Here is an 8,036-nt window from a genome sequence, read left to right as displayed (position 1 = left end):
CGACAAAGAAGCCAAAACGCTCGCTAGGCACAGCAAGATAGCTACCTTTTTCATCTTCAAATCGTCCATGTTTAAGCGTCTGGCGCGGATTGCATCGTGCCGTTTGCACTGGGGAATCGCGTGATATCCATCAGCTGGATCACTGCCGCGGTGTACGCCTGATAGCGAGCCTGAAGTCCGTTGATATTAGAGAACGCAGTCGACGGATGGCCCACGTTTACCGTCGCCGCAACCAGTCCGAATGACCGGCAACTGTAGTAGGGATTTTGCACGCCACGCACGGTTACTGTTTCCCGACGCAGAACCGGCGCCTCATCAGCATTCACAGCTGCGCGCGACCAAGCCCAATAAGTTCCAGCACTGTCAGCGGCGTCAAATTTTTCGACCGACACATCGGCGCGCCATTTTTTCATCACCATCGACAATTGCGTTTCGACGGCGACAAGCGTGGCATTACTACCGCTCTTGTTCGCGGTAACTGCTGCGCGCCGTAACGCGTCAGCAAGTGCTTCATCTACCTGACGACCGCGAAAACGCCAGTAAGCGACGTAGTTGTCCGGCCATGTAAGTTGCAAGAATCCGCGTCCTGACCATGGGAAGTATTTCTGGCCAGTCGCACCACCTTCTTCGATAAGCGAAAACCACTGCGTCTCCTGCATCGCATTGCCGAGGAAGGCCGCTTGACGTAGCGGCGTAGTGATCAAGAATTTGCGCATCGCCTTGTTCAATTCGATGCAATACTTACTGATGTTGACTTTATTCGGCGTTACCTTTTCCGATACCCAATGTCCCGGCACCAACGCGTGGGTTACACGGTCTTTACGAGCGGCCTGATACCGCAGTGCGGTCGCAGGAAACATCCTGGTGAGTTCGTCGGACGTCAACCACCCACACTTTCGGAACTGCCGAATAAACTCCACGGGTGGAAGGTGCCAACATTCATTTGCATCAGGCAGATCACGGTCTTTCGGGATGTCGTCCCAAAACGCCAGCGCTGTGATGTGATTTTCAAGGTCGCTAAATTCTGTATCCGATAATGGCCCGGGTAAAGCTTCGTTCGAAGCCTTCAACCAACCCCATCGCTTGCCGATATCCTGCTTGGTCCACTCGATCGGGAATTTGCAGATAGCCCGAGCCAATTTCTTTGCTACCGCCTTGTCAAGCAGCGCCTCTTTGGCCTCGGCATGCGTGACGCGGCCCTTGCCGGTCAAATCCAGCCATTTCCTGATAGATGGGGAATCACAATGGCTATCAGGCGTGTGGTCGTCATCAATGAGACTCCAGTCAGCCCAGTGAGGAAAGTCGGCATCGCTATAAACGCCGATCGTCGGCTGATTAAGATTTATCCAACCAGTTGCATCAGGGGTCACAACTCTGCGCCAGTGACCAAACTTCACGTCTGAGGGCATCGTCTCCCCAACCGCACGGCCGAAGCGCAGCAATTCAAAGATAAGACTGGGCGACGGCGCCTTGGGTGAGGGATTGGCTGGCGCAGTGGTGCCGTCCCTATACATTTTGTTCAAGCGGCTTGCTTCGCCATACAACTCGTACTCATAGTTAGTTGCCGAAGGTAAAGCTTCGCCCAACTGAACGATGCGTCCATCAGCTTCCATCCTGTACGTTGTAAACGTGCAGGTCTTTTCGTAGTGCATCCGAATGAACATATCCGAACCGGTTGTTGCAACAGGCCGTTGGGGTTGCACGGATGGGTGAGGGCCAGGCGGCGGCTCGCTGTCATCCCGACGGTATGGATGCGGCTCCTTCTCGAACACCTTTGTTCCTTTTGGCACTTTGAACCAAATGTCCCCAAAGATCGCGTCCTTACGTCCCTGCTGCGCAACCAAGGGACCGGTCGTTCGCCCCACCAGCTTCTGAAGATTCGCCTCATCACAGACAATCTCGAAATGCATCTGTCCTGACTGACCGTAAATCTGCCCCGCAATGCCAAGCTTGTCCTTCCGATAAACCGGCTTACCAACGGTGATTGCTCCCACCACACTCTGCAAATGCATGTAGATCGAGAAGAACGTAACCTTTGCGCTCTCGCCCTCGCCAATCTCGGTGGTGTGCTTGATCACGACACAGCCATCGTCAGTTCGCACATTGCGATATTGCAGTGCTTCGATTCCCCCGGGCGATGTCTTTCGTACATACACCACCATCCCGTCGGCGATCGCGCGCACCGGTTCGGCCTGCCCATTTAAAGAAGGCGCGATGAGATGCGGTCCACCATGCCATCCCAGGTTGTAGCTGACCGGATAAGCGCCGTTACCCGGTGCGCACTCCTGCATGCCGGCCGCGCATACATCGTGATCGGGCACGAGCGTATTGCCGGCGTCCGCCGAGTCCATTTCATGTCCCGCCTGAGACGGCAGGAACGGTGGGCTTATGATCATCGATTACGTTCCTCTCTCATCACATTGAAAATGGAAACGCGTCGTTCGACTTTCCGGAGGGGAAGGGCGGAAATTGAACGGGCATGGATTGTGGTCCTGGTGTGCCGTGGTCACTGGCATGCACGAGAAACTGGCCATCCGTAAAACCAAGAATGCCCTTCGCGCTGATCTCCAGTTCCGTGCCCCCGCCGTTAAGACGAATCCCCTGATTTGCCTTTAAGTTGATCCAGTCAGTCATGCTCATAATCTCCACGACACGGTTTGCGATGATTTCAATTGCATCGGACTGCGCTTCGATGCGTACGTTGCCGGACGCAGCGATCAGCTTGATACCGAGTTTGTGCACGAACAGGGAGAACTGATTCCTCGCGCTCGCAAAGAACGAGTTGCCCGTCGCGACGCCGACGTTGCCACCCGTCGTAATTGCCAGATGTTCGTCGCTCGCCAGATGGGTACTGCCCGCCGTTGAAGTCTGGATTCCCGTGGGACTTGCCAGCGTCAATTGGGGGGACGCGATTTCCGGAAAGGCGTTGTCGTCGGTCTTCGTGCCGCCTCGAATGGCGTTGTTTTGAGTTTTGATAGCCTTCGCCACGTCGCTCTGGTCAGCGCCGGTGTCCTGCGCCTTACATTGCTGCGCCAACTCGGCAAGACTTTCGTGAAGATCGCGCGCCTGCGTCAGGCGCTGCAATGTCTCTCCCAAGTCCTTCGCATGGGACTGTGCATTCTTGCGCGCTTCTGTCGTGAGCAGCATTCCCTGTGCGGCCCGTACCACGCCATGTGCGTCCGTGCGCAACTCGAACCCTTCGCCACGCGCGTCCTGTCGTCCCGTGTTACCCGGAACCCGCGTGATGCTGCCAAGGTTCAACTGCGACAGCGCGTGGTCGCTCGACAGCTGCGTCTGAATTTTGCCTTCGGTGTCGTCCATCAGCAGGTGATTGGCGCGTCCTCCGCCCAGCTCGCGACTGCGGAAACCCGACAACGCCTGGTTGTCCGGCAGCTTCCAGTTAGGCGACTGGAATTCGTTGACCACTCGTCCGGTCACGATTGGCAAATCGGGGTCGCCCCTCAGGTGATCGACAATGACTTCCTGTCCGATACGCGGCAAATGAATTGCACCGAACTGGTTACCTTGCCAAGGCGACGAAACCCTCATCCAGCAGCTTGATCGTTCGTTCGTTTGTCCTAGCCGGTCCCAGAAGTACTGAACCTTGATCCGCCCGTAGGCATCGGTCCAGATTTCCTGATTGTCGGGGCCAACGACAATGGCGGTCTCCGGGCCGTGCGTGCGCGGCTTCGGGATAGTGCGCTGCGGTCGGAACACTTCGCTACTCGGCTGGATGACGAACTTCGTCTCGCATCGATACCGTTGACTGTTCCCCGGCGACCCGCCGGGCAAGGATTCCTCACCGACATTTTCTATGTCGAGCGTGCTGGAAACCACAAGGTATTCCCGATTTGAGTTCGCTTGCGGAGCGTGGGTTAGGTTGAACGTCTGACCCGTCACCAGACCCCGCATATTGCCGATTCCGTTCGCTCGAAGGCCCGGGCATCGCAGCGCTTGCATACGGACTAGCGACAGAAACTTCGCCTCGTCTCGCGGCTGGTTATGCTCGCCCGACAGGCCCGTTGCGCCGGCTTGCGGCTGCGCATAGTCGCCCCATTCATAGATTTCAGTCCCAGCGAACGCGGTATCGCGGGGATCCTGGCGGTCTGAAGTCAGGTCCGCGCGTGGCCATGTGTAGTCGTAGTCAACGCTCGTTACGCCGCCAGTCGTCAACGTGCTTGTCACACTCAACGAGTGAATGTGCTCTTCGTCAATACGCTTGCCTGTCGGCGCTTCATAGCGGATCGTACTGTATGCGTCGCCATGTGGTTTATGCGCCCCGATCGAGTCGCAGAGCACGAGGCGGTGCTTGCCATCGCCGTGATCGAACCAGAAGTAAATGCCCCATTCCTGCCACAGCCGCGCGAGAAAGACGAAGTCACTTTCCCAATGCTGACGCTGGATATCGCGCTTCGGATATTGCTCGATAAATCGCTTTTCAACGGGGAAGGAGTATTCACCCAGGACCGCGTCCGAGATTTCGACTACTGACATGTCCTGGAACAGCCGGCTGTCCTGATTGTTGGTGGCAAGCCACAGCCAGGGAACGATCGTCAGTCCGTAGACGATTGTCCTTCCTTCTTCGCGCAAAATCCGGGCGCTGGAGACAAGGCCGGAGATTTCACGCGTGCCCGCGCCGATGTTTGACGCGCCCGAGTTACCCATCATCCCGGCGACGAACTGTCCGTTGCCTTCCAACTCGATGAGACAGGTGATTTCGGTGCCGATCAATGTATCGAGGCTGATGTTGGCCGCGAGGCTCGGAGAGAACGCCAGCGAATCGGGCGTCTTAAGTTCGAGCGTGTATTTGAACAGCTCGCTAAGGGCTTCCGCGCCGGACATGCGAACAGGGGTCAGGATCGGTTGGTCGCGGAAAATGGGCAACGCGGCGCCGCGTACCGCGAGTGTGCGAGATTGATTTACGTCGAACATGAAGTCTCCAGAGCTCGTTTAGGCAGGAATCAACATTGCGCCGCAAGTGGTCTTGTCGCGGATGTACGCCACGCGTACGCCACGATGAAGAAATTTCCCCGTCGCAATGATTGGATATGAGCCACCGCATTTTGGGCAACTCACAAGGTGTCCATCCAGCGCCACTGCGATACCCATGTGCTTCATGTCCGGCGATGCTTCGACGATTTCACCGCCGTGATCCGTCTTGTCACCCAAACGCGCCATTTCCCGTCCGTCTGCATCTTTCATCGCATGGTTTTCCACATTGATTTATTAACCTGACTGCCTTGCAATCTGACGATATCGTTAGCCACGCACGCCCCACAGTTCCAGCTTCAACGACGGAAACTCGCCCGCCACGTGCAGCGCCAACCCACCGTGCCGCGCGACCTCATCCCACAGGGGGCCGGTTCGCGTGAACTCGTAATAGACATATCCGGCGTTGAACGGAATCTGCCTCGGCGGAACCGACAGCGCTTGCAATGAAATCCCGGGAAGATGAGAGCGCACAAGGTCCGGCAGCCGTTCCGACGGTCCGGCTTTCGCTTGCGCGGCGAACTGCTGCTGCAGCTGGTCAGGCGGCATGTCCGCGCGCACGGCCAGCACAAGCGCGGTGAACCGTTGCATGTCGGTGGGATCGACCACGGCGTTTCGCATGCCGTGCGCGTGTTCATCGAGCGGAATGCTTTGCGCGCTGCGCACGAGCACGGCGTTCAGCAGCCAGTGCGTGTCGTCGATCAAAGGCTTCAGGCAGATGTGTGGCTCGCTATGCTGAAATGGCTTATGCGACTCCAACGGGCGACGCGTTTCCGTACGCACGTAGGTCGACAATTCGCCTGCCATGCTGAGCAACAGCGCATACAGTTCCACCGGCGATGTAGTCGGAACATGTCGCAAATGCTTGAGCAACGGCTCGTATCGATTGAGCGTCTGCAGCAACAGATAGTCAGAGACTTCCGCCGCCATGCCGGCCTGTCCATCGCCACCCGTCAATCGACGCGCGAGCGCATCCGCGCGCAATCGCGTCAGTTCGTGGATCTTCGCGAGCCAGCTGGCCAGCACTTGACTCGCGCCATAGCCACTCACTGGCGGAATCAACGTATCGTCAAGCTCAATGCTTCCATCTGCGCGAATGGTCTTCACACTCGTGAGCGCAAGTCCAATCCAGGCGGACGTCAATTCCTTTTCGGGCACGAGCCGCAAGCGGAGGTTCGACAACTGCACCGTCTTTGGCCCTTGCGCGACCGAATTGGTATCCCGCAACTCCGTATCGAAAGCTGCATACCGCGCCAGCGAGTCCGACTTTTCATCGAAGGTCGTCTCTTCGCCGTTCGGCACGCGGATCGGCACCGCGAGATAAATAAGCTGTTCGAGGTGTTCATGGCGGATCGTCAGCGGCGGCGGGGGCGGCATACTGCCGGGCATGTCGAATGGCGTGCCATCGGCGAACACGCCCGAAGCTGCTTTCAGTATCACCTTACCTAGCGCGAGCGCCTCGCTATCCATGCTGAAGTGGCTAAAGCCAAAGAAAAAGGGCGACAGCGGAGCCGCGCGCTTGTGCGCGAAGCTTTCCAGATACCGTTCCTGCTGTTGAAACAACTGCGGGCGCAGGAACAGCCCCTCACTCCAGACAACCTTGTTATGCCAGCTCATCGAATAATATCCACTACTTGCTTTCTGTCACCTTGATGGCTTTCGCACCAAGGATGATGTTGAGATGCAGCTTGCTGTCGCGCCGATACCAGGCGGCATCGCGCGCCTCGGGCAAGTCATATGTTGTGCGCCATACCGCATTCGGCAGGTCGCGATAAGCGGCAAGCACGCCGATCACATGCGTGGTGGAATCGGGCTTGCGGCGAAATACTTTGCTGTCGCCGGGACGCAGCAGGAACTCGTCGCGGGCATTGATGTCATCTGCGAGCAGTGCCTTGTCCTTCTCCTGCAGCGAGATAAAGTCCTGCGACTTGAACGTCTCGGCATTCCTGAGCTCGTAGACGCGCACGACGATCGGCGCAGCGCGACCTCGATCATCGGGATTGACATCGCTTGCGGCCTTCACCGACATGTCGAGCCTAAGCGGCTCCTTGGGCGTCTTGGGATCGGGATCGCTGCTCGCGCACGCAGCCAGCATGAAGACAAATGTCCATGCGATCAGTGCAGTGACGAGTTTGTACAAACTCATAAGACCTTCAGACTTAAATAGAAAGGGTGGACGCGAAGAAGCGCGCCCACCGAACGCGCCGAAGGGCGACGACTACGGAATGCTTACGCTTCCTTGTTGCCTTTGATGTCGTAGCTGGCCGTCACCGCGCCACCGCTACCGCCTTGCGGGTTCTGCACCACGTATTCCTGCTTGACGCGGGAGAACGACAGGTTGACGCTCTCGCGCATGCCGTTCTCGTCACTGTTGTTGCCCCAAGGCGAGACGCCCGTCACAATCACGTCCGACATGGTGAGCTTCAGGTATTCGAGCGGGTTGCCGCCGGCCTTGCGCACAACCAGCACCGCTTCGTTGATGTGCTTGCCGGTCAGGCAATACTTCATCAAGTTCGGGCTCGCGCGATCCACGAAGTGATCGAACTTCAAATCGTCAACCGATGCCTTGCCCGCACCGCCGCCGCTACCGGCGTGCATGGTGGATTCCTGCGAAATGTTCCAATTCCACTTGAGCACTTCGATTTCGTTCTTGTGCGCGTTGTCCTGCGATTCCCCGTCGATACCGTTGATCTTCAGGAAAATATCTTGTGCCATCTCTTACTCCTTGCTGGTGGTAATGAGCGCCGAATGTCCCTCGACTCCGGCGCACGCGAAACAACTTGGGTCAGGCGGCAACCTTTACGGACGGAAGCTTCGCGACGAGGCGCAGCGAAACAGTCAGGCCTTCGAGTTGGAAGTGCGGACGCAGGAAGAACTTGGCGCCGTAGTAACCCGGGTTGCCTTCAATCTCCTCGACCAGCACTTCTGCTGCCGCGAGCGGACGGCGCGCCTTGGTTTCCTGCGATGAGTTGGCAGGGTCGGCGTCGACATAGTTCATGATCCATTCGTTGAGCCAGCGCTGCATGTCCTCGCGTTCCTTGAACGCG

At 57.5% G+C, this 8,036-nt stretch carries 6 protein-coding genes and 1 pseudogene; all 7 read right to left on the bottom strand.

The genetic code is table 11. The features are described from left to right. Nucleotides 1–71: 71 nt before the first annotated feature. Nucleotides 72–2,396 (bottom strand): hypothetical protein, encoded by a 2,325-nt coding sequence (locus tag ACFFAR_RS18335; RefSeq protein ID WP_174364684.1) that lies wholly within the window; start codon nucleotides 2,394–2,396, stop codon nucleotides 72–74. 19 nt (nucleotides 2,397–2,415) lie between these two features. Next, a complete protein-coding gene (locus ACFFAR_RS18330) occupies nucleotides 2,416–4,932 on the bottom strand; it encodes a type VI secretion system Vgr family protein (protein WP_375508231.1) in 2,517 nt (838 codons plus the stop codon). Between the two features lie 18 nt (nucleotides 4,933–4,950). Then, nucleotides 4,951–5,202, bottom strand: coding sequence for a PAAR domain-containing protein (locus ACFFAR_RS18325; protein WP_174365019.1), 252 nt, complete (start codon nucleotides 5,200–5,202; stop codon nucleotides 4,951–4,953). A gap of 57 nt (nucleotides 5,203–5,259) precedes the next feature. Further along, nucleotides 5,260–6,606 (bottom strand): type VI secretion system baseplate subunit TssK, encoded by a 1,347-nt coding sequence (gene tssK / locus ACFFAR_RS18320; protein WP_174365020.1) that lies wholly within the window; start codon nucleotides 6,604–6,606, stop codon nucleotides 5,260–5,262. A 13-nt stretch (nucleotides 6,607–6,619) separates the two neighbouring features. Beyond that, nucleotides 6,620–7,135, bottom strand: a complete 516-nt coding sequence (gene tssJ / locus ACFFAR_RS18315) for a type VI secretion system lipoprotein TssJ (protein WP_174365021.1) — start codon at nucleotides 7,133–7,135, stop codon at nucleotides 6,620–6,622. Between the two features lie 83 nt (nucleotides 7,136–7,218). After that, a complete protein-coding gene (locus ACFFAR_RS18310; protein WP_086381560.1) occupies nucleotides 7,219–7,704 on the bottom strand; it encodes a type VI secretion system tube protein Hcp in 486 nt (161 codons plus the stop codon). Nucleotides 7,705–7,774: 70 nt separating this feature from the next. Continuing rightward, nucleotides 7,775–8,036 (bottom strand): annotated as a pseudogene (locus ACFFAR_RS18305) (type VI secretion system contractile sheath large subunit); the annotation flags it as partial.

Origin of the sequence: uncultured Caballeronia sp., assembly GCF_964243625.1 — a bacterium.
Classification (GTDB): domain Bacteria; phylum Pseudomonadota; class Gammaproteobacteria; order Burkholderiales; family Burkholderiaceae; genus Caballeronia.
Note: the sequence above shows the minus strand (reverse complement) of the source record. Positions and strands in the feature narration are given on the sequence as shown.